This window comes from Pseudoalteromonas sp. KS88, assembly GCF_004766475.1.
Classification (GTDB): Bacteria; Pseudomonadota; Gammaproteobacteria; order Enterobacterales; family Alteromonadaceae; genus Pseudoalteromonas.
This window is the reverse complement of the sequence record NZ_PYHV01000018.1, coordinates 44,048-65,454: the sequence shown is the minus strand read 5'-3', so window position 1 is coordinate 65,454 and position 21,407 is coordinate 44,048. Positions and strand designations below refer to the sequence as shown.

The 21,407-nt window shown below is 40.4% G+C and carries 16 protein-coding genes and 1 riboswitch; of the genes, 2 read left to right on the top strand and 14 right to left on the bottom strand.

The window, feature by feature from the left end; genetic code table 11:
- Positions 1-87: 87 nt before the first annotated feature.
- The 6 genes from astD to C7Y70_RS11445 all read right to left on the bottom strand — a co-directional run bounded on the left by astD (position 88) and on the right by C7Y70_RS11445 (position 6,734).
- Complete coding sequence (astD, locus tag C7Y70_RS11470) at positions 88-1,557, bottom strand: succinylglutamate-semialdehyde dehydrogenase (RefSeq protein WP_135475023.1); 1,470 nt, start codon at positions 1,555-1,557, stop codon at positions 88-90.
- Positions 1,558-1,572: 15 nt separating this feature from the next.
- On the bottom strand, positions 1,573-2,589 hold the full coding sequence (gene astA / locus C7Y70_RS11465; protein WP_135475022.1) for an arginine N-succinyltransferase: 1,017 nt from the start codon (positions 2,587-2,589) through the stop codon (positions 1,573-1,575).
- An 86-nt stretch (positions 2,590-2,675) separates the two neighbouring features.
- Complete coding sequence (locus C7Y70_RS11460; RefSeq protein WP_135475021.1) at positions 2,676-3,881, bottom strand: aspartate aminotransferase family protein; 1,206 nt, start codon at positions 3,879-3,881, stop codon at positions 2,676-2,678.
- A gap of 515 nt (positions 3,882-4,396) precedes the next feature.
- Positions 4,397-5,557 carry an HDOD domain-containing protein gene (locus C7Y70_RS11455; RefSeq protein ID WP_135475020.1) on the bottom strand — a complete coding sequence of 387 codons (1,161 nt, stop codon included), beginning with the start codon at positions 5,555-5,557 and terminating at the stop codon, positions 4,397-4,399.
- Positions 5,558-5,607: 50 nt separating this feature from the next.
- Positions 5,608-6,189: an aminodeoxychorismate/anthranilate synthase component II gene (locus tag C7Y70_RS11450; protein ID WP_135475019.1), complete on the bottom strand. Its 582-nt coding sequence runs from the start codon at positions 6,187-6,189 to the stop codon at positions 5,608-5,610.
- Positions 6,190-6,329: 140 nt separating this feature from the next.
- The gene (locus C7Y70_RS11445; protein WP_135475018.1) at positions 6,330-6,734 is read right to left on the bottom strand and encodes a thioesterase family protein; all 405 of its coding nucleotides are present in this window, start codon (positions 6,732-6,734) and stop codon (positions 6,330-6,332) included.
- Positions 6,735-6,757: 23 nt separating this feature from the next.
- On the opposite strand from C7Y70_RS11445, the gene C7Y70_RS11440 reads away from it, so the two are divergent.
- On the top strand, positions 6,758-7,462 hold the full coding sequence (locus tag C7Y70_RS11440) for a 2OG-Fe(II) oxygenase (RefSeq protein WP_099295448.1): 705 nt from the start codon (positions 6,758-6,760) through the stop codon (positions 7,460-7,462).
- A 98-nt stretch (positions 7,463-7,560) separates the two neighbouring features.
- Here C7Y70_RS11440 and C7Y70_RS11435 read toward each other — a convergent pair whose 3' ends face one another.
- From C7Y70_RS11435 to C7Y70_RS11400, 8 genes are all read right to left on the bottom strand, one after another.
- Complete coding sequence (locus tag C7Y70_RS11435) at positions 7,561-8,793, bottom strand: cysteine desulfurase-like protein (RefSeq protein ID WP_135475017.1); 1,233 nt, start codon at positions 8,791-8,793, stop codon at positions 7,561-7,563.
- A 9-nt stretch (positions 8,794-8,802) separates the two neighbouring features.
- Entirely contained in the window at positions 8,803-9,435 is a 633-nt protein-coding gene (locus C7Y70_RS11430) for a 2OG-Fe dioxygenase family protein (protein WP_135475016.1), read from the bottom strand.
- A 218-nt stretch (positions 9,436-9,653) separates the two neighbouring features.
- A complete protein-coding gene (locus C7Y70_RS11425; RefSeq protein ID WP_135475015.1) occupies positions 9,654-13,649 on the bottom strand; it encodes a hypothetical protein in 3,996 nt (1,331 codons plus the stop codon).
- An 88-nt stretch (positions 13,650-13,737) separates the two neighbouring features.
- On the bottom strand, positions 13,738-14,724 hold the full coding sequence (locus C7Y70_RS11420) for a hypothetical protein (RefSeq protein ID WP_135475014.1): 987 nt from the start codon (positions 14,722-14,724) through the stop codon (positions 13,738-13,740).
- Positions 14,724-15,668, bottom strand: coding sequence for a hypothetical protein (locus C7Y70_RS11415; protein ID WP_099295453.1), 945 nt, complete (start codon positions 15,666-15,668; stop codon positions 14,724-14,726). The genes C7Y70_RS11420 and C7Y70_RS11415 overlap by 1 nt, the downstream gene beginning before the upstream one ends.
- Positions 15,669-16,362: 694 nt before the next feature.
- A complete protein-coding gene (locus tag C7Y70_RS11410; protein ID WP_135475013.1) occupies positions 16,363-17,424 on the bottom strand; it encodes an OmpA family protein in 1,062 nt (353 codons plus the stop codon).
- A 459-nt stretch (positions 17,425-17,883) separates the two neighbouring features.
- Complete coding sequence (locus C7Y70_RS11405; RefSeq protein ID WP_135475012.1) at positions 17,884-19,293, bottom strand: protein adenylyltransferase SelO family protein; 1,410 nt, start codon at positions 19,291-19,293, stop codon at positions 17,884-17,886.
- Positions 19,294-19,310: 17 nt separating this feature from the next.
- Complete coding sequence (locus C7Y70_RS11400; RefSeq protein WP_099295456.1) at positions 19,311-20,015, bottom strand: DNA-3-methyladenine glycosylase I; 705 nt, start codon at positions 20,013-20,015, stop codon at positions 19,311-19,313.
- 172 nt (positions 20,016-20,187) lie between these two features.
- A riboswitch (Lysine riboswitch) is annotated at positions 20,188-20,381 on the top strand.
- 135 nt (positions 20,382-20,516) lie between these two features.
- Between C7Y70_RS11400 and dapA the strand changes: the two genes are divergently transcribed.
- Entirely contained in the window at positions 20,517-21,401 is an 885-nt protein-coding gene (gene dapA / locus C7Y70_RS11395; protein WP_135475011.1) for a 4-hydroxy-tetrahydrodipicolinate synthase, read from the top strand.
- Positions 21,402-21,407 lie beyond the last annotated feature (6 nt).

The window sequence follows — 21,407 nt, the reverse complement described above, 5'->3', positions numbered from 1 at the left end:
TAATTGCTACCTTTGCCCAGCAACCAATACAAAAAAAGCAGCCGAAGCTGCTTTTTTAATTATTTAGTACCAAACTAGAGCACAATATTAGTCAATTTTTAGACCTGGGCTCAATGTTGCTGGCATCGCGACTTTTTCAAGTTCGACAGAAGCAACTGGGTATGCGCAGTAATCTGCCGCATAATATGCACTTGCTCTATGATTACCTGACGCTCCAATACCACCAAATGGGGCTGCGCTTGATGCACCTGTTATTGGACGGTTCCAGTTAACAATACCCGCGCGAATGCGACGTAAGAAGTGATCATAATCAGCTGCGTTATCACTTAGTAAACCAGCCGACAAGCCAAAACTAGTGTCGTTTGCTTTATCAATTGCGCTATCAAAGTCTGTAAAGCGGAATACTTTTAATAAAGGACCAAAATGCTCATCATCTGGGAAGTCAGTAACATTACTACACTCTAAAATACCAGGTGTTACAAAACCGGTATTTTCAGTGTGTGTAAGCTCAACTAAAACTTCTGCACCTAGTTCAATGAGTTGCTGTTGTGCTTTAGCCATACCTGCAGCGGCAGCTGATGAAATCATCGACCCCATAAATGGTTGATCAGCATCATCGTAGTTACCTACTTTGATTGCCTTAGTCGCGGAAATTAAACCAGCAAGAATTGCGTCACCTTGCTCGCCTGCTGGTAAAAATAATTTACGAGCACACGTACAGCGTTGACCACTTGAAATAAATGCAGATTGCAAAATATCGTGGATCGCCGCTTTTGTGTCTGCCACATCAGTAATGATAAGCGGGTTATTACCACCCATTTCTAATGCGAGAATTTTACCTGGCTGGCCTGCAAACTGTTCATGTAAAATATGGCCAGTGCGTGATGAACCGGTGAAAAACAAGCCATCAATCTCTTTATGTGCAGCGAGTGCTTTACCTGTTTCAACTTCACCTTGCACAAGGTTAATAACCCCAGCTGGTAAACCTGCTTTTTCCCATAGCTTAAGCGTTAGCTCAGCTACCATAGGCGTTAACTCTGATGGTTTAAATACCACTGTGTTACCGGCTAAAAGAGCAGGAACAATATGACCGTTAGGTAAATGTCCTGGGAAGTTATAAGGGCCAAATACAGCAACAACACCGTGTGGCTTGTGACGGATCATCGCGCGACCTTGTGGCATTGGGTTTTCAACGTCACCGGTGCGATCTAAAAAAGCCTTTTCAGAAATAGCGATTTTTCCTACCATGGCACCCGCTTCTGTACGGGTTTCCCATAATGGCTTACCTGTCTCTTGTGCAATCGCTACAGCAAGTTCTTCGCTATGTTCTTTAAGCGTTGCTGCAAACGTTTTAACAATCGCTAAACGCTCTTCGAATGATTTGTCTGCCCAGCTGTAAAAAGCTTCACGCGCTGAGTTAACAGCAACATCTACTTGCTCAGCAGATGCCGAGTTCGCTTGCCATATAACGTCGTTATTTGCAGGGTTTACTGAATTAAATGAATCGCCTTGGCCTTGTGACCATTGACCATTAATAAATTGTGCAGGATGAGTCATATACTTTCTCCTAAATTATAAGCTTGTTGCGGTAACGGTATCGCCCGCTTGTAAATGAAGTGCGTCTGCCATTGCTTGTGGCAATGTAAGCTCTGCACTTGTCGCATCGAAGTTTAACTGTGCGACAGTTGCTCTAAAGTCATTTAATTTATCATTCGCTAGCATTACTGGCGTATCACCGCTGTTTTCACCAATTTTTACGGTAAAGTTTTTGGCATTACGAATAGTCGCAATATTACCTACTTTCGCTTCAACAGTCGGGCCCGCATCAAAAATATCAACGTAGCCATTAAAGGTGAAGCCTTCACTTTTTAATAACTCAATTGCTGGGCGTGTATTGTTATGGACTTTGCCAATCACTTCTTGTGCACCTTTACTTAACAGGTTCACGTAAATTGGGTATTTAGGCATTAGTTCAGCAATAAACACTTTTTGGCCAATGCCAGTTAGGTAATCTGCCGTTGGGAAATCCATTGAGAAAAAGTGCTCTTCGAGCCATTGCCAAAATGGGCTATCACCATTTTCATTCGATACACCACGCATTTCTGCAATAACTGTTTCAGCGAAACGCTGCTGATGTTGTTTTATAAACATAAAGCGTGCTTTTGACAGCAGTTTACCGTTATTATTTTTACGGTAACCATCTTTCAAAAATAACGTGCACAATTCAGTAGCGCCGGTGTAATCGTTACAGAGCGTTAAAATATCAACCGCTTTGTATACATCAAGCGTACGTGATGAGTGAATCACTTTACTTAAATGATAATGGTAAAATGCATCATCTAAACCTACAGCGGCTTCAATAGCCGAAGTTCCGACGACTTCACCTGTTTCGCTATCTTCAAGAACAAACAAGTAACCTTCATCACCCGGGTGAGATGCACTTTTTGCGAATGAGCTTAATGAATGGTCTATTTTCTTTTGTAATAACGCTTCGTTATTCGGTAAAGACGTAAAGCCATGGCCCGATTCGTGGGCTATTTTCAATAAAGCTGGGTAATCACATTGCTGGATTGGGCGAAGGATCATCATGAGTCCGCTTGCTCCCTTATATATAACGGTAAATTAGAATGTCAGGGCAAGCTTTCTACTTGCCCTAAATAAGATGAGACGGGTAATTAACCGTTCACAACTTTAGCAACTGCTTTTTCAAAACGTGCCATACCTTCGCGAATATCTGCTTCTGGTATTACAAGAGAAGGAGTAAAGCGAACAACGTCAGCGCCTGCAACTAATGACATAACACCTTCATTGATACCAGCAACTAAAAACTCTTTCGCGCGGCCTTTAAACTGTTCGTTAACTACAGCACCAATCAACAAGCCTTGACCACGTACTTCAGAGAACACGTTGTACTTGTCATTGATTGCGGTTAATAACTCACGGAATAACGCCTCTTTTTCTTTAACGCCAGCAAGAACCTCTGGTGTATTAACTGTATCAAAAGCCGCTTCACCTACAGCACATGCGAGTGGGTTACCACCGTATGTAGAGCCATGCGTACCAATTTTAAGGTGTTTAGCTATTTCAGTCGTCGTCAGCATTGCACCAATTGGGAAACCACCACCTAACGCTTTAGCTGATGTAAGGATATCTGGCGTTACGCCTAAACCTTGATATGCATATAGTTCACCCGTACGGCCAACGCCTGTTTGCACTTCATCGAAAATAAGTAGCGCATTGTGTTTGTCGCATAACTCACGAACACCTTTTGCGAACTCGTCTGTTGGTGAGATGATACCGCCTTCACCTTGTAGAGGTTCCATCATTACGGCGCATGTTTTATCTGAGATAAGTGCTTCAAATGCAGCTAAGTCATTGTAATCACAATGTACAATATCGCCAGGCTTAGGACCAAAGCCATCTGAGTAAGCCGCTTGACCACCCACAGTAACAGTAAAGAATGTACGGCCGTGGAAGCCTTTATTAAATGCAATGATTTGTGATTTTTCAGCACCGAATTCTTCAAGTGCTAAACGACGCGCTAATTTAAGCGCCGCTTCATTTGCTTCTGCGCCTGAATTGGCAAAATAAACTTTATCAGCGAATGTTGCATCAACTAGCTTTTTAGCTAAGCGAAGTGCTGGTTCATTGGTCATAACATTTGATAAATGCCAAATTTTTTCACCTTGCTCTTTTAATGCATTGACTAATGCAGGGTGGCAGTGACCCAGACAGTTAACGGCAATACCACCAGCAAAGTCGATATACTCACGGTCTTGCTGATCCCATACGCGCGAACCTTCGCCACGAACAGGAATTACGCTTGAAGGTGCGTAGTTAGGTACCATTACTTGATCAAATAATTCGCGATTGACTGTCATTTTAATTCCTCTTAATTGTGATATCGCAGAGAGTACAAAGCCGCTAGATTATAAACTTCACCACATGTTCAATGATGCAAATCAGCATAGCCTAAATTTAAAAGAAGACTCTCTGGTTCAATTTTCAGGTAACCATTATTTCAGAGTTTAACGCTATTGTCTCTTATAAAACTTTCATGAAACCCTTGTAAATAAAGGGATTGAGATATTATTTCATAGATAGTGAATAACTATTTGCAGTGAGCGCTTGTTTCTTTTTTAGAGCATCAAGCCGCTCTGTAACTCACTGCAGGAGTCTGTCACATTGAAATAGTGGAGAAAGAATGGACTGAATGATGAATGAATAGTCGCAAAAAAATTAACAATTATTTTATAATTAGTTGAGTTTTAGTCTGTAAAAATAAAAATATTGCATGATTACGTTCAGAACTGCTGCAATCATATAGGCACAATTACCGATAGCAGAGCCAAAGCCAGGCTGGCTTTGCATTAACGTGGTCAATCGTAGGGTGTGATCAATCTAATTTAATATGGAAGTTCTGTAAATTAACCTTCTCTAAATGCTGCAACTCAGCTTTAGAAAAGTCTATATACTCAAACCACCGCTGTGCCTCATCGCTTTCAACCAATTGGTGCTCTGTAAGCGTAACATACTGCGAGTAACAGCGCGCTTTTTGCATTACCGCTGTTAAAGGCAACAGTGAATCGCCTTTTGCAAGCCCTGTAGTCAATTGCTCCATCACATAGTTAAAAGGCAAATAGCGAAATGCCATTTTTTCAATTACCTTTGCTGTTATTTTTAATGATTGCTCGCTGAGTAACGTACTCAAAAACAAAGGATCTGGCTTTAATTCTAGCAGTGCTGTATGTAAGTCTTTATGTTGTTCTTCTCTGGCTAAAGTGACTTTACGACGCCAAACTAATTCAAATGTACGCAAATACAAGCGAACCAATGCTATTTTGCCAACATCTAATAACATCCCGAGCGTAAAGGCATGAATTTCATTAACGCCATTTAATTTTGCAATTTCTTGTGCGGCAATTGCACATGCCATTGAATTATCACGCAGGCGACGTTTAAGTAATGGGAAAGGCTCTGTGCTATGCGGCATCCAATGGCGAACAGCAAATGTTGGCACCACAAACTTTAAGTTATCAAGGCCTATGTATCGTAATGCAAGTGAAGGACTGTCGACCTTAACTGAGGTGTGCTTATTACGCTGTTTGCGATAGTAGGGTAAGTTTACGAAAGTGACGAGCTCGCGCCCTAACCAACTCAAATCGTTTACAAGGGGCTCCAAACGACCGACAGACGCAGACTTAACAGACAAGATATCTAAAATAGCAGGCACATTATCTTCAATACCAATTGTTTCATGTAATACACTGTCTATATCAGCAAGCTGTTTTTTCATTGCAGCTTCAATTGCATTGTGTAGCTGCTGGCTAGCCTGCGCGCGGTACTTATGGTGTGCTGTGCTCGTCTCTTTACGTTTCGTATGCGCCGCCATTTCTACTTCAAGTAATGTACGCTGCTTTATCGGCTCACCGTAATTGATCTCAAGCGTATGAATATAACCAATTTGACGTTGCGCAAAGTTATGACCAAGCAATAAGTCATGTGCTCGTTGCTCTAAAACATTGGCTGTGATCTGTTGGCGCTTGATGTCTGTCATTTAATCTTTTCTTTAATAAATAAGCGGAGAACGGTAAATTAACCCTAAGCCTAGAACCGAGTTAAAAAGTTGGCAAGTAATTCAAGCCCTTGTTCTGTTAATATTGCTTCAGGATGAAACTGCACCCCTTCTAAAGCAAGCTCTTTGTGCGCAAGCCCCATTATATACTCAAAGTCACCTGTTTGTGTTTGTGTCCATGCTGTTATATCAAGTTCAGCGGGTAACCCTTGTGGCTCAACAACCAATGAGTGGTAGCGACATACAGTTAACGGCTGTGCTAAGCCTTTAAAAACACCTTGCTCACGATGATATACCGGTGATGTTTTACCATGCATAACCTGTTTTGCGCGCACAACATTTGCACCTAATGCTTGGGCAATGGTTTGGTGCCCAAGGCAAATACCTAGCACAGGAAAAACACCTTTTAATTGTTTCACCACATCGAGCGATATACCCGCCTCATTCGGCGAACATGGTCCTGGTGAAATAACAACATGCTGCGGCTTTAATTGTTTTATCTGCGATATTGTTAACTCATCATTACGCTTTACCAACACTTCTTGATCTAGGCGTTGAAAGTATTGCACCAAGTTATAAGTGAACGAGTCATAATTATCGATCATCAACAGCATGAATTTAGTAACCCAAAAGCATCATCAGAATAATGGGATGGCATTCTATCTTAATCACTGACAAGTTGCAGTGTATTGTCTTCTAAAAACATTCGAGATCTGTAAACAGTACCTGCTTGGAGACTCACTAACTAGAGGTCTTAAAGCTGTTCACTCATGACTAAATGCGCTGACAAAGCATCTTTTTCAGCTTTTGATAGCGCGACAGAACACTTACTTTCAAAGTCATAACGCACCATTACGGTTTTGCCTACAGCACAACATTGCCCTTGTTGATAAGCCTCTTGGCGAATAACAAAAGAGCTTGAACCAATATGCTCAATTGTGGATTTAACTTCAACGTCGTGACCATAAAAAAGCTCACCGACAAAACTTACTTCTACTTTAGCTATGATCAATTTCCATTCGTGAGGATTCAGATCTGGTGTAAAAAATTTGAAAATAGGCGCTCGAGCAGCTTCAAACCATACCGGTAGTACGGTATTGTTGATGTGTCCTAGTACATCGGTTTCGCTAAAGCGCGGTGTAATTTTTTCTACAAACATAATAATTCCAATAAAGGCAGCTCATGACGGACTTTATTCGCGTTTACGATAACGCCCTAAGCAATGAATTTTGTGATAATTTTATCACGCTCTTTGAACAAAGCCCGCATCTAAAACAAGGTATGACTTCAGGCGGTGTAGATTTAGCTAAAAAAGACAGCCAAGATCTACATTTATATAATTATCCTGAATATTCAGAACAACTAAAACACATTCAGCAGACCACTGCAGGCTATGTATTTAAATACCTTGAAGAACATATTTTCATGATGATTGGTGCATTTGGACTAAAAGTGTATCACCCAAAAACAGGCGTGCCGACCGATTTAACGCAAGCTAACTTTGATGAAATTGGCAAACCTCAACTGCCTTTATTAGTGCAGCAGATTTTTCGCCTGGGCAATATTCAAGCGCAAAAATACGAGACAAACAAAGGCGGCTACCCTTATTGGCATAGTGAAGTTTACCCACAGGCTGGGCATAACGAAGCGCTGCACCGAGTGTTACTCTTTATGTTTTACCTGAACGATGTTGAAGAAGGTGGCGAGACTGAGTTTTACTATCAACAACGTAAAATTTCACCAAAAAAAGGGACCATGGTCATTGCTCCGGGCTATTTTACCCATACTCACCGTGGCAACAAGCCCATCTCTAACGATAAGTATATTTTGACTTCATGGGTGATGTTTAACCGTGCAGAGCAAATATACGGGACTCCGCAGAGCTAAACGAACGGTAAGCGGTAAGCCAAAAATCTACTCAATTTAGATTTTTGGCTTACCAAGCACTCTGGTCGCTTAAAACTTACAGCTTATAACTTATAGCTCTAAAATAATTGATCAAACAAATCAAACAGCTGATCAAGCTCTTCAATAGTGTTGTAATGCATACAACCGATGCGAACTACACCGCCTTTGTCTAAAACACCTAATTGCTCACACAAGCCCTGAGCGTAAAAGTTACCATCCCACACGCAGATATGCTGTTTACTTAAAAACTCAGACACTTGGCGCGGCTCAAGCCCTTCAAATGTCAGAGCGAAAGTAGGTGTGCGCTCTGATAAACGTTCTAAATCATCAATACCAAACAGCTTGATTTTAGGATAATTGACCAAACGTGTTAGGAAGTGCTCACTTAGTGCCATTTCATGTTGTTTAGTCTTAACAAAAGCCGAAGCTAATTTTTCGCGGCGTGAATAACTATCATCAAGCTCACTAATGTCAGCAATATAATCAACCGCAGCAATTAAACCTGCGAGTGCTTCAAAGCTTTGCGTGCCGGTTTCCCAGCGCCCTGGAATAATATCCTTAGCAGGTTCAACCTTGTAAGGTGTAAACCCCTCAAGGTGCTCACGCTTACCATAGACCATGCCTAAATGCGGGCCAAAAAACTTATACGCAGAACACGCTAAAAAATCACAATCTAGCGCTTGCACGTCAACCAATTCATGCGGTGCATAATGCACAGCGTCAACATAAACCAATGCACCCACTTCATGAGCCATCGCAACAATACGTTGAATATCGTTAATAGACCCAGTGGTATTTGATGCGTAAGTTACAGCTACAAGCTTGGTGTTGGTATTTAGTAAGCTGGCAAAATGTGCTAAATCTAGGCTGCAATCCGCTTCATTGATACGTGCTGCATTAACTTTCACGCCTTTATCTTGTGCTGCTTGTTGCCACGACGATACATTTGAAAAGTGGTCAGCATTGGTCACGATGATTTCATCACCCGCTTGCCATTCACGTGAAATTGCGCGGCTAAAGCTAAATGTTAAACTGGTCATATTCGCGCCAAATACGATTTGATCGCGAGAAGGGGCATTTAATAAATCAGCCGCTGCTTGGCGCGCATTAGCCATTAGCTCAACGGTTTTATCGCTTGAGAAAAACGCGCCGCCTAAGTTAGAGTTGTAATAACCTAAGTAAGCCGACATTGCACTAAGCACTGATTGCGGTACTTGCGAACCACCCGGGCCATCTAAAAATATAGGTGACTTACCAGCAACTTGTTGCATTAATGCCGGAAATTGACGGCGTAGTTTAGTTAAATTCATTGCCATTCCTTAAGCCGTTAATACAAAACAGTCTAGGTAACCGTCTTTACTTGCGTCAATTTTATTCATTGGTGTAGCGTTGTGCCATACTTCACGGTCATTAATCAGTGCAAACATGCCATCTTTAATTTCCATTTTAAAGCACGGCTCAGCCTGTTTATTTTCATAAACAAGTAATTCACCGCCCTCTAAATTTTCATGTGATACACCACAAATGCACACGTGATCAAAGCCATCTTGATGAATACCTTCTGGCGCAGGAGGCGTATCGCTTTCAATAGCAAGCATTCTAAATTGGTGAATTTCAATATCACGCTCTTCGTCTATCCCTGTAATCGCGCGAAACTCATTAACGATACTTTTCATACCATCACTTTGCAGTAAGCTCTGCTCTAAGTTCTCATAAGTACGTTCTACATTGCCTTGGAAGGTATTGATTGAATCATCTTGTACAAAGGCTTTCGTAGCTTGTAAAACAAGTTCATCATTTTGCACTTTAATTACTGAATAACGACGTTTACGAAACGCACCATCGGCATAAGGGTTAGCTGGAAGATTAGCAAATGATGGCTTTACCGCCTCGATATGAGCTTGGTTTACAAAACGAAGTTGCAATAGGTTCTGGTTGTTTAATGCTGTCATAAAATATCACCTAAAAAATAAGAGACTAACTCATAAATAATGAGGGGGATTTTAATGCAAGTAGAGAGGAATTTTTGCGTCTTTATTTAATTAAAGGCGTTTAAAAGTATAAAAGTAAGATCTAAATGTGGGTTTTATTGAATTTTTAATTTAAAAATAAAAATAGCCGCATTATGCGGCTATTTTATTAGGTTAGTGTTATCAAGCTCATCTGCTAGTTACGGCATAATTGTACTGAGCTGAATTTTATCTTGCTCTTGACAAGTATTACCCTTTAAGTACTTACAAACAGTAATGCTTTCACGGTCGTTATCAAGCAGCTCAACTAAAGTATCCTGTCCATTTTCAACAAACGACAACTTACCATCGACTAGCATCATTTCTATTGCAGGTTGCTCAGCAATTTGAATGGTGTAACTTGTCCTATCTTCAGAGTCGCTAGAAAGCATCCAAGTACTTCCATCGGGCTTATAGAGTGTCACGGTCGAATTTTGTAAATTATACTCTTCAAATTGCTCAACCTTAGTAGAAGGCGAGAAATCATGAACATAAAGGTGTGCATAACTTTTTTCTAACGAGCCAGTCTCGTCATTTTGCATACTTGTAATTCTTTCTACATAATAACGGTTATCATCTGCTGCTATTAATTTATAAACAAACTCATAATAAAGTATGCAGTTTGGTTGAGCTGTATCGCATGCTTCTACTATATTATAGTTTTCATCTAGATATAAAGTACGTACAAAACGATTATTTACAAAGTCCCCAGTAATAGAACTTTTACTAAATAAGAAAAAAAGTGTTCCATCTTCATAAAGTTGGAAATCAGACCAGTGACTATCAACATCATGTCCATCCCGAAATTCATGTCTACCGATGAAGTTACCTGCGTTAACATCCACTTCATTACGACGAACCATCATAATTGAATCAGTATAAGTACCATCTTGATCGCTGCCTTTTACCGCAGCCTGATAGCCCACATTAATATCTTTTGTCATATAAAGATTATCAACATTGCCATCTTGTGCATTGTTCAACACCAAGGTACCTTCTAAAAACTGCCATGAGAATGTTTCGACTTCATCGGTAGCTAAGTTAACCGTTGTACCTGTCATGTCACTATTAAAGGTAACATTTAATGTACTATCATCATATTCCGTTTTAACTGACCAATCACCAATGATGTCAGATTCAGTAATGGTTAAAAAGTCAGCATTTAAATAAGCGTATACATTCGCACTTTCTGTTGAACTTCTAATCCAAATATCATCTTCGAAATGATCGTAAGTCACTGTCATCCATTGCCAGCCTTTACCCTTTTCAGGCATACCTACCAGCTTTATTTGACTTATTTCCAGACGGTTTTGTGTTTCTACTTGTTGGCCATCAACATCTTTGAAACCAACAAACTCTCTAACTACAATTGAATCTATCGGGGCTACCTCAACTCCTTCTGCAGTCTTATACCAGCTTATAGCACTCGCGCCATTGTAGGTAAACAGCCCGGCTCCCCCCTCATCTAATGTTAAGCCATATGCTTGAGCAAAATACAAATCACTGTTGTTCAACATATAGTCATTTGCACTTAAGGATTGTGGTTTGAAGGTTGCGTTGATCTCACAATCCATATTTCCAGCAAGTGCAATGTAGTGATTACCCTCAACGTAGCCATCACAACCTTCAATTGCGTCTAAAACGAAACCGTCGCTAGGAATGATTTCAAATCCAACTTTTTGATAGAAAAATGACGCTTGTGATGCGGGTGAAATTTCACCATTACCATTTGAGTTAGCAGTAAGGGTAACTTTAGGGCGCTTTGGTAAGTAAGTAATTTGTGATGCAGCATTACATGTACCGCCGTCTTTATAATGGCAAACAACAATGCTATCGGTATCTGATGAAACAAGTTCGAAATGCCACTTTTCACCATTTCGGTCATAACTTAACACACCGTCATTAAAGGTTGCGCCAGTATAGGTCTGGCCCTCTAATTCTACAGCGTATGTTACATTACCGTTTTCGTCATATTCAGCGTAAACTCTGTCGGTCTGTCCATCAGCTGAATAAAACTCAGTGTAATTCTCTAATAGCTCTTCGGTAAATGCGCTGTAGCTTAAATCTTTGCTATATTCATAAACTAATATCGCGCCATCTTGAGAGCTAATCTCACCATTTGGTGAGTAATAATTGATAGTTCGGTTTATATAAAAAAGGTTATCAACAATACTAATAAACTCGTGAATCATTTCACTATTAAGATAACAGCTTGCATCAAAGCCTTCACATGATGTAACAACCTCATTGTTATAAATGAAGCGCTTACGTATAAACTGACCATCTTCTAAATGCCCTTGCCAGTCAGTAATACCCAAACCAATCATGGTTGTGCCATCGCTATGAATATTTAAATCATACGATTGAGACGTGCCGATAAACCCATGCCAGCGACCAACTAAATCTTCGTTCGTCGTGGTAACAGCTTGTTTCTTAATTAATAGTCCCGTTAGGGTGTCGCTCGGCTCATCAAAGCTCGTATCAAGACCAACTAATTGATAACCGCCACTTAATGCTTTTGTAAACCAAAGCTCAAGCTGCCCTGTTTCACCATCTTCATCATAGTTAACAGTTAAGCTGTGGCTGTTTAGCTGCCAAGTAAATGCTTCGCTGCTGTTACTACCAACATCGCCTGTACCATCAGCATAGAATTGTAGGGTTTCAGGTAGGTCAGGATCGTCACTAGTATCGTAATCATTCTCATACGCATGAAATGCCCACTCACCTATAAGCTGCTCAGCTAATAATGAAATGGTTTTATTTTTATATATTAGATTCGTAGTGTACGTTTCATCTTCTTCGGTCGTCTTTGTGACTGAGCCGGAGTTTCTATCAATTATCATTCGCTCTGTTGAGCGCGTGATCTCGATGGTTCTAAATACATCGTTTTCAGCTAATACTATAAAACTAAGCCCTGTTAAAACTAAAGACTCAGAACTTTCAGCATCTGAATTTTGATAAATCGTAACCTCTTTATCAAACGCTAATGTATACACACCCTCATTTTCAGACCAAGTGATAGCACTACTGGTATTAGCGCTAAACTCACCGCTACCATCAGCCATTAGGCTTAAGTGAAACGCTGTATTCGTATGATAACGAGGTGAGTTAATAATATACTCTCCCTCAAGCGTGCCTTTTGCACCTGTAACTAGATCATTATCTTCTTTAATTTCTTTTTTAGTTTTTTCGATGATCTCAGGGTCTTTCTCTGTTACTTCTTCTTCAAACTGTTTTGCTACCTGCTCGTTTGCAACAAGCTCTAGTGTACTATTAACGCCTTCTGGTAACGAATAGTCTGGATTATCAACAACAATCTTAATAAGTGTGGCTAACTGTATTTTTTCATCAGCATCAACATTTAATAATGCACTATCAAGCTCTGCTTCACTTGCAGGCTCTTTGCCATCACGTGTTAAAAGCGCAAACTCAGCAGTGGTAACATTAGTGATGTTTACACCAAAATTATCATTGCTATCGAGGGTTTTATCGTCACCTGCTTGCGCGAGAAGTTTTTCGACTGAGCTCAATTGCGATACAAACTCAACACCTGGATTGAGCGTATCTAAGCCTTTTGCTTTAACCCTTACTAGCTCTTTAGCTGATGATTCGTCAATATCTAACACCGCAGTGTAACGACCATTATCACCAGCCTGAACATTAAAAGACTCACTCCCAACCACAATCTCAAGCTCAGCATTGGCAATAGGTTCATCTGTTACGATACCAGTAATCGTAACATTTGAAACTTTACGCTTAATGAGGACTTCTTGCGTTGATGAAGCGGTTGCTCCGTCATCATCTGTCACTGTAACAGTAAATTTGACCGTTACATCTTCTGTAATATCGGGAGAAGTAAATGTTGCTTCAGCAGTGTTTAGGCCGCTGCTGGTAAACTCAAAACTTGCATCATGGCTCCAACTGTAGGATGCAATGCTACCATCACTGTCAGAAGCTGTAGCGTTTAATGTTAACGCTTCTTGCTCAAGCGCATCTTCAACCGTAGCTTGGCTAACTGTAGGGCTTGAATTGGTTGCAGGGGGTGGTGTAGGTGTAATTCCAGAAGAGCCCTCATCACCGCCGCCGCCACCGCAGCCAGCTAAAAGTAATGCCCCAGTGAATATACCCACACGAAGCTTTGTATTAAATAAATCCATTCGTATTCCTCATTATAAAGGGAAGCCTGTGAGCGGCGTCCCTAAACTTATAAAAGTCACCCTAAAACGACTTTAGATTAAATATGTATTACAACGCACCTTTAATCTGCTGTAATTGCTCTGTGAATGATAGATGTCTTAAATCTCCCAACCCAACAGCCTCTGTTAATTCAGCTAACTCATACTCAAATTTAAGTAATTTACTTTCAATATCTTTGTCATCTAATGCTGTTTTTGTTTTTAAGTATTCATTGAAAAGGCTATTAATTCGTTTTATCTGGTGCGCTACTAAATTCGCTTCAAGCTTAATGTTGTCATAATCTCGGTAATTACTCTTTGCGTAGCTCTCACCTTGTGCTAATTGAGATTTAATATCGCTATATACAACAGGAAAAACGTCGGGTTTATCAGAATCAGCTAATTGATAGATTTTGCGAATATGTTCTGAAAAATAAAACTGCACAACTGCATCTTTTTCAAGTGCTGTAAGTTGCTCTAAAAGTTGAGGAACATACTGTCTTACTTGTGATTCTTCACCCTCAATGAGTAATTCTTTTAACTCTTCATGTCTTTGCTCTAAGACGGTATAACGTTTTTCAAAATGAATTTTTGCATCAATTTGAGTAAGCACTGCAAACTCTTCCCTGACTGGTTTTAATACAGCTGTAATACGATCTTTTGAAAGGTTGGCAGCTGTTACAAGGCTGATAACTTGCTGACATTGCTCCATTACTTCATCCGCAACCGTATCTGATGAAAATAATGATGCACTATCAAGCGCACGCTCCGGCGTAAGCCTTAGTTCTTCAAACTCGGCCTCAAGCACTTGCCAAATTTTTTGAGCTTCCTCTACTTTTTCAATATCATACTCAGCGAGCGATTCAGATTTTATAAGGTTATAAGCAGTTAACGCTTCCCCAAATGCTTGCTCTGCTTTTTGAAAAGCAGCTTGTTGTTGTTCCGGTGTTGCTTGTTCACCTGCTAAACCAGCAAGATCTTTTTGAACTGACTCAATCGTTTTGCAACCACTCAATGTGATTCCCATAAAAATAGTTACGAGTAATAGTTTTCTCATTAGTAGCTCCACTGTGCGCCAAGAGTGAATGAAACATTGCTATACTCCACTTCTGGTACTCTTAAACGTTGGCCATTTTCAAGGTTTTTAGTCACGATATCGCGCGATTTATATTGTGCGTCTATGCCAGCAAGAATCGCAATGTGATTCATAACCTGATAACGCATACCCGCTCTGGCAAACACTCCCCAGCCATTAAAGCTGTCAGTTAATGTTGTTGTTTCAAATTGGGTGTTCTGAATTTCAGAGTACATTGGGCTACTTACTTCGCCTTCTAAATACCAACTATATTTATTAAAACTGTCTTTGAGGCGGCTGTCATAGCGAGCACCTAGAGTAAGTAAAATACCCATTTGATCTTCGGATACAGATATCACTGGACGAAGTTGAGATGTGTAGTTTTGCTGTGAACCTGTTTGCCCGCCTTCCATGCCAGGTAAAGTAAAGCGTGCAGGATTAGTTGGATCATCTGAAATAGCAATTAAGGCCTTATCAAATGAATCAGCACCTGGCTGTACAAAAGAAAAGTTTGAACGTGTAAAGCTGGAAGTAAAAAACTTTGTACCCACTGTGAATTGTATTGCTTGTGAAAAATTATAAGCACCTTTAAAACCAATCTCATTGGCTTTGAGTTTAAATGCATTTTGCTGAACAGCACCAAACTCCCCCATATACCAAGTTTCAGTTGCGATATCAGTCGAGATTGTTGCAGCACTCTCAACATAAAAACCCCAATCATCATCTATCCCTGTGTAAGAAAGCTGACGTATCGCTGGGTTGGTAACATCTATCGATTGGCTAAGCTGACCAAAGCCTGCAACATCATTTAGGGTTTCACTATAGCCTATTGTTTCAAGGCCTATACGCACTTCACTAAAAGAGGGGTTCGGTGTTGCATAGACTGATGCGCTAAAAAGGACGGGTATTAATAGAGGTAATTTCATGAACATGCCTTATTCTCTGCTATAAAGTTACCCAAATAGAAGAGAGCAAAGCTCTACGTACCCTCCTTGGTAACAAAAAATAACATTTGTTAAAATGTTTAAACACACGTAATTTTAGTCCCTTACAATTATGCGTCAAGCAAAAATGAACGCTGACTTAATAAAAAATTCGCAATAAAAGGACTTAAGAAGCTAAATTAATGTATTGTAAGCCTTTTTAGTATAATCGAATTTTGTAGAAGCTCAGATAGTTAAGAAGCTCGTTTGGCTGAGTTAATGTAAATAACTTACTCATATTTGCAGCCTCGATTAGAGCGAGCATTTAGTATGAATTTCTATACTTGCAAGAATACGGTTATAAAATAAAGCATTTGCAACATAAAGTTGACCAACATTACTTGGGTCTGTTAAGACTTCACCCATTTTCTGTTCTGCGATACTTAATAGTAGCCGCATATCATCAAAATTATTTATCCAAATAAAAGCAAAAATAATTTAAGCAGCAAGGGGTTAGAGTATTCTAATGATGAACCCTTGTGCGTTGAGGTAAGAGCAAAAATCGGCATAGCACAAAGCTTTAGTAAATATTAAAAAGTGAAAGGCCATTTCATGGATATAACATAAATTGATCATCACTGAATATCAGGCATAAAAAAACCCAGCAAAAGCTGGGTTTTTAGAACAGTATTATAAATTAACGCTTAACTTTAACACGCTCAATTACTGTTACGTGTGCTTCAACACGACGGTTTTCAGCATGTGCTGCTGCCGTGTTAGCTTCATTTTTAAGACGCTCTTCACCTAAACCAACCGTGATGATGCGCTCTTTTTCAATGCCATCTTCGATAAGGCGAGCTGCAACTGAATCTGCACGCTTTTTAGATAACCATTTATTGTAGTCTGCTTTACCTACAGCTGAAGTGTGACCTTCTAGAAGCACTTCAGTACCTGGGTGCTCATTTAAGAAAGCAACAGCTGCATCGATGTCATCTAAGTACTTTTGTGAAACTTTAGCTGTATTGTTAGGGAACGTAATTAGTAAGCTCTTAGTTACTTCACGATCTTCATATAGAGTACAGCCAGTGCCGTCTACTGCATCAGTCATCGGTGTGTTAGCACACTGATCATCTGCATCAGGAATATTGTCGTTATCGCTGTCTGTTGGAGCAACAGCAACTGGAACAACTGCTGCTACTGGTGCAGCTTCTACTGGTGCAGCAGATGAGCTTTGATTGCCAAACAAGTAGCTTAGACCTAGCTTAGCGCCAACATCAGTGTAACCACGGTCAAGACCTTGGAAGATTGATGTTTCTGCGTTGAACGCGAAGTTATCAGTGAAATAATGTTGGTAACCAGCACCTACGTTAGCAAATGTAAGGCTTTCCATTGCATCAACGTTTTTAAGACCAACGATACCGTAAAAAGGACCGCCATTGATGTGATAAAGTGCATCAACACCTAAACGATCACCTTCTAGGCTTGTTGCTGTCATTGCTGGGTTTGAACTTGAAATGTCAAAGTCCATGTCAGCATACTCTAAACGTGCACTCCAGTAATCGCTAAAGCGATAACCTAGTTCAAGACCCCAACCTGTTGAATCATCAACGTTAGTGCCGGCACTACCACGAACATTTTCCCAAGAAGCGTCATAGTAATCACCAAATGCGCCGATAAAGAAACCTTCTTTTTCAGCCGCGAAGCTTGAAGCGCTAGTTGCAGCTAGTGCCAAAGCAATAGTAAGAGATTTTAATTTCATTGTTTCCTTCCCATTTTCACAATTAAAATTGTAGCTAAGTGACCCTAGCCTAATTAAGTATTACCAGAGTACAGAATCTTTTGTTAATCATTACTTAACGAAAACACATTCATGGTGTTTTTTATAAAAGTATTTTTAGAATAAAAACGCTAATCAGTATAGACCAGATAATAAACTTTACCTAACCTACGAAAAAGCTGCATTTTAAACTTACAATAAACATCTAAATTCAATTATTTAACGTATCGCCACCTATATAAAATTAGCGATACAGATTTTAAAACCCTTATTAGCATTATATTGCTTAATTTTGAATCAACAAGTAGTAACCGTGTTTATTTCCAATAAATACCTATAAATAACAGTTAATAATTGCAACTTGGCGCATTGAGCCAATAATAATTCATTATCTAAATTTTTATTGATGCTACACAAGCATGTTTTGTGCAGCCCTGCTTATTAAGTACCACAAAAAGTTTGATAATTTTTTTCATCTGAAGCTGCATGATTCCATGACTCATTGATGCTTTGAGTATAGGGGTTTTGCAGTGCTTGTAAGTATTCGCTTAGTATGGGGCTGTGGTTCGATTCAGCAAAGTCTTTTAGGATTTTTTCTACCATATAGTTACGCGGGATCAATGTTGGATTAACTTTTCGCATGATTGAGTAACTTTGTTTGTGTGTCCTGTGAGCCCACTTCTCAGACCAAGAGGATAATACCGAAGGAAGTGTTACACTTCCTTTCAACGACCTCGTTAAACTGTCAAACGTATTGGTATAGTCAAGAGAGTTATCTTTTAACAATGCTAATAACTCAGCCACTAACTTGCTATCTTCAGGTTTGTGCCCATCCAACCCTAGCTTTTGCGCCCACATGTCAGTAAATGCGTGATTAAACTTTTCTGCAAAACTATTAATTAGAGGACTAAGTAAAGCAACGGCTTGTTCATCATCTTCGTTTATTAACGGTATTAAACTCTCAGCTAACCGTGCGCAATTCCAGTTTGCAATATTAGGTTGATTGCCAAATGCGTAACGGCCTTGACGGTCAATGGAGCTAAATACTGTATCAAAATCAAAACTATTCATCATCGCACACGGGCCATAATCAATGGTTTCACCGCTGACAAGTGTGTTATCTGTATTCATTACACCGTGAATAAACCCTACCCGCATCCAGCTCACAACTAGTTCTATTTGTTTTTTAATTACCTCACTCAAGAAGGCTAAATAACGCTCAGGACCCGTGCTTTGTATATGTGGATAATGTCGTGTAATTGCCAAATCAGCTAAGGCTTTTAAACCTACAACATCTCCTTGCGTTGCTAAATACTGAAATGACCCTACTCTGATATGACTTGATGCAACTCGAGTCACAATCGCGCCAGGCTGTGGTGGTTGTCTGTAAACGGTTTCGCCCGTTGCGACCACCGCTAAACATCGAGTTGTCGGCACGCCTAGTGCGTGCATTGCTTCACTCATTATGTATTCACGTACTGCCGGGCCAATAGCGCAGCGACCATCACCACCACGAGAAAACGGTGTCGCCCCAGAGCCTTTTAACTGAATATCCCAAAGTAATCCTTGTTGATCGGCAACAGCCCCAAGTAAATGCGCGCGGCCATCTCCTAAGCGAGGTGAAAAGTGACCAAATTGATGGCCAGAATAGCCCAGCGCAACGGGCGCTACAGTTGAGTCTATTTGGTTACCACTAAGCACTGCGGCTTGCTGTGCTGATGAAACATCAATACTCAATTGTTTAGCCACGGCGTCGTTAAATAACAGCAGCGAGGGCTCGCCAACTGGACTCGGTCTATCGGCGATAGCAAATTGCTCTGCTATGTCGGTATAGCGTGATACTAATTTCATTAAATTACCTTTCGCCGCTACTGCGGTTCAGTTGTTTGAATACCCACACGGTTATCACCCACGCTATAGGCTACGATTAAGCTTAGCTCTTGTAAACTTAAGCCACTTTGTTGCTGTAATTCATTAAAAAATGCTTGTGCGGCAGTGAGCGACTTTTTAGTTTGTAAGCCACCATCAATAATTTTATGTGCGCGCAAGTAGCTTTCTACGTCGCGTGAAAGTAAAAACGTATCTTTACCTAGAGTTCTTAATGCATAAGGCCCAGTGTTACCACCTAAGCGCGCACCGTGTTTTTTTAAATACGCCCATAAGCCAATAATGTCGTCTGTAGGCCAGTTTGCAATAAACGCACTAAAACTGCCGTGTTCACTCGCTACTTCATGAATCATGTATGCGTTATCAGTAATCGTTTGTACCTTTTTAAAGTTACGCACAATACGCTCATCACTGGCTTTTTGTTCTAGCATATCAGGTGGCATCATCAGTAACTTTTCAACACTAAAATCCCAAAATACTTCCCTAAAACCAGCCCACTTACTATTAATAACAGACCAATAAAAGCCACTTTGAAACACTTTACGGGTAAATTCCTCAAGCCATGCGTCATCAGGTAAGCTTTTCAGCTGAGACGGTTTTAAGGGCGGATGTAATAGCTGCTGAAGCATGGCCTTACCGCCTTTTCTTTGTGCTGCTCGTTTATATATATCCTGAAACTTTTCCATCGTTTTACTACCTTTACTGTTTCTGCTTATTAGTGTACGGAAAAATGACCTTATACGTAATACTCTCGAGTAAACGATCGCTTCTACCTTGACACCTAGACGGCTAAAATGCTTTAATCACCGCCATTACCCCTATTTAAGGTGTGAGTTTGAACATTTTAAACTCACACTGTGGGCTAGAAGAGGTGCGTTATTCAGGTAACGTATGTGAGGAGCACACACTCCAGTGATCATACGTGAGGGGAATTAACGCCGAGAAATAACACTTTTTGTGAAGGGTTATTTCGGGCGACTGGGTTGAATCCCAGCGACTGTCACCAACAACAGCTGCGCTGTTGATAAGTTTGGTGGAGAGCTTCTGGTCTTAGCATAATAAGGCCTGTGCGCCCTATTATTTAAGCCCATTCGCTCTTCGAATTTTAAAGTTCGACTGATGTAAATGCGGCATATCTATATTTCTTCCTCATTTTACTCAGCGAACACCTGATAAGTTCGTTGCAGATGAAAAACAACTTTAATTTAAACGACTACCCGCTATGGACCGCTCTCGTCACGCCTTTTACTGACCGCGGCGAAGTAGATTATGCGGTACTTGAACAACTTGTTGTACAACAACAAGCTGCTAATAATGGCATTTTACTACTCGGTAGTACGGGCGAAGGCTTAGCGCTTAGTCTGAAAGAGCAACAAGCCATTGTTGAGCATGTATGTCAGTTAGAACTCAATGTGCCATTAATGGTTGCCGTTGGCGGTATGAACCTAACCCAACAAATTGCGTGGGTAGAGTACTGTAATCAACTGCCTATTCACGGTTATTTACTGGGCTCACCACTGTATGCCAAGCCTGGCGTTGTAGGTCAAACTCATTGGTTTGAAAGCCTACTCAACGCAAGTGTTCACCCATGCATGCTCTATAACGTACCTGGTCGCAGTGCGGTAGATATTCCACCAGCCGTTGTTAGCACTTTAAAGGATCATAAAAATTTATGGGCACTTAAAGAAGCCAGCGGTGATATTGCTAAATTTGAAGGGTTTAGAAAAGCCTCGCCAGAGTTAGCAATATTCAGCGGTGATGATGCCCTTATGCCTTATTTTTCTCAAGCCGGAGCGAAAGGCTTGGTTTCTGTAGCAGCTAATGCATGGCCAGCACAAACCCATGAGTTTGTTAAGCGCAGCCTTAGCGGTCAGCACCCAAATTTATTTGCTGATTGGTCGCAAGCAATCCATAGCTTGTTTGCCGTCGCAAACCCCATTCCCGTAAAAGTTTTGATGCATTTACAAGGGCGACTAAACAGCCCGTATTTGCGTCCACCGTTAACTCATCTCGAGCTAACGCAAACAGATTGCATTAACAATGCAAACAACACCATTTTATCTTGGCATTAAACACAG

Coding starts and splice junctions, on each gene's coding strand:
- astD (WP_135475023.1), bottom strand. CDS start 1,557: ATGACTCATCCTGCACAATTTATTAATGGTCAATGGTCACAAGGCCAA.
- astA (WP_135475022.1), bottom strand. CDS start 2,589: ATGATGATCCTTCGCCCAATCCAGCAATGTGATTACCCAGCTTTATTG.
- C7Y70_RS11460 (WP_135475021.1), bottom strand. CDS start 3,881: ATGACAGTCAATCGCGAATTATTTGATCAAGTAATGGTACCTAACTAC.
- C7Y70_RS11455 (WP_135475020.1), bottom strand. CDS start 5,557: ATGACAGACATCAAGCGCCAACAGATCACAGCCAATGTTTTAGAGCAA.
- C7Y70_RS11450 (WP_135475019.1), bottom strand. CDS start 6,189: ATGCTGTTGATGATCGATAATTATGACTCGTTCACTTATAACTTGGTG.
- C7Y70_RS11445 (WP_135475018.1), bottom strand. CDS start 6,734: ATGTTTGTAGAAAAAATTACACCGCGCTTTAGCGAAACCGATGTACTA.
- C7Y70_RS11440 (WP_099295448.1), top strand. CDS start 6,758: ATGACGGACTTTATTCGCGTTTACGATAACGCCCTAAGCAATGAATTT.
- C7Y70_RS11435 (WP_135475017.1), bottom strand. CDS start 8,793: ATGAATTTAACTAAACTACGCCGTCAATTTCCGGCATTAATGCAACAA.
- C7Y70_RS11430 (WP_135475016.1), bottom strand. CDS start 9,435: ATGACAGCATTAAACAACCAGAACCTATTGCAACTTCGTTTTGTAAAC.
- C7Y70_RS11425 (WP_135475015.1), bottom strand. CDS start 13,649: ATGGATTTATTTAATACAAAGCTTCGTGTGGGTATATTCACTGGGGCA.
- C7Y70_RS11420 (WP_135475014.1), bottom strand. CDS start 14,724: ATGAGAAAACTATTACTCGTAACTATTTTTATGGGAATCACATTGAGT.
- C7Y70_RS11415 (WP_099295453.1), bottom strand. CDS start 15,668: ATGAAATTACCTCTATTAATACCCGTCCTTTTTAGCGCATCAGTCTAT.
- C7Y70_RS11410 (WP_135475013.1), bottom strand. CDS start 17,424: ATGAAATTAAAATCTCTTACTATTGCTTTGGCACTAGCTGCAACTAGC.
- C7Y70_RS11405 (WP_135475012.1), bottom strand. CDS start 19,293: ATGAAATTAGTATCACGCTATACCGACATAGCAGAGCAATTTGCTATC.
- C7Y70_RS11400 (WP_099295456.1), bottom strand. CDS start 20,015: ATGGAAAAGTTTCAGGATATATATAAACGAGCAGCACAAAGAAAAGGC.
- dapA (WP_135475011.1), top strand. CDS start 20,517: ATGAAAAACAACTTTAATTTAAACGACTACCCGCTATGGACCGCTCTC.